The following is a 1,195-nucleotide window of genomic DNA, read 5'->3' as shown; positions in this document are numbered from 1 at the left end:
TGTCTGAATCAGAATTGCTATGTATAAAAGTGATAGGACAGCATACGGCAAAGGCCGGATGCTATTATAATTAAAAGAAAGATACCTCAAACTGCTATGTGCGGTCATTCCTAAGCCGGGAGCCGCAAGTAATGGTATGTAGTCAAAAGAGGTACGAATACTTACAGATGTAATTGAATACGATCCTGATTGTGCGTTTTCCTCCTAATATTTTGAGATGATGCTCTTTATACGAATATACGAAATCCTATAAATTTTTATTCATTGTTTTTTATTTTTATGCTGCTGTAGGAAACGGAAGTGGGCGCTGCTGAGGAGCAACCCGCCAGGGATACTGTAGCCAGATAAGCAGATCAGCCGGGCCTGGGAATATATTCGTCAGGCCCGGGCTGATTTATTATAGCTGCTGTTCTGCCATACCTAAAGAAAACCTGACGTCAGGGGTTTTCTTTTGAGGCTGTTGCTGCGGATGTGCATAACCTGCCTGATAAGGCTGCCCGTTTAGCGCGACAGCCCGGATTGTTAAGGCAACTTTACGGGAAACTTTAACAATAGCCGCTTTGCTGTTTTTTGCGGCGTGTTTGCTGTAGTAGGCAAACAATACCGGTGATTTTTTAATCGCGGCCCAGGATGCTTCAATCAGTAAGGGCCGCAGCTGGCGGTTGCAGCGCGGTTGCATGCCTTTGGTTTTAACTATATCGCCCGAACTGTCTTCCCATGGGCATAAGCCGAGGAAGCTGCAATACTCATCGGGGCCTTTAAAGCGGCTGAAGTCCGCTATTTCGGCGACCATAGCCATCGCGGTAGTGGCCCCAACACCAGGGATGGAAATTATGCATTCATATGTCCTTGCATGTGCAGCCCTAACCTGCGTATGTAACAGCTTTGTTGTTTGATAAAGTTGTTTGCGCTGGTATTTTAAATCTTCTGCGTATTGCCGTAAAGTGATCTTACCCGCTGGTGTATTCATTTCGTAATTGTCCAGCCACGCTAATGCCTTTAACGAAAGGTATTCTTTTTTGCCAACTGATTCAGGTAATGAAACCCCAAAAAACATCATGCAGCTTTTTAGCCTGTTATTGGCACGTACCATTTCCTGAACCTTGTCTTGCCGCTGGCGAAACAGGCTGCGCAACTCTTGCTGCGCACGGGATAACACATAAATCCCCGATAAGTTCCCCCGTTCCAACTGTTC

At 45.8% G+C, this 1,195-nt stretch carries 1 protein-coding gene; it reads right to left on the bottom strand.

What is annotated here, in order from left to right:
• Positions 1–397: 397 nt before the first annotated feature.
• The coding region (locus E2R66_RS28120; protein WP_134738022.1) for a transposase at positions 398–1,195 on the bottom strand (798 nt) is incomplete at its 5' end.

The sequence above is a fragment of the Mucilaginibacter psychrotolerans genome, from assembly GCF_004519315.1.
GTDB lineage: Bacteria > Bacteroidota > Bacteroidia > Sphingobacteriales > Sphingobacteriaceae > Mucilaginibacter > Mucilaginibacter psychrotolerans.
This window is presented reverse-complemented; position numbering and strand designations above follow the sequence as displayed.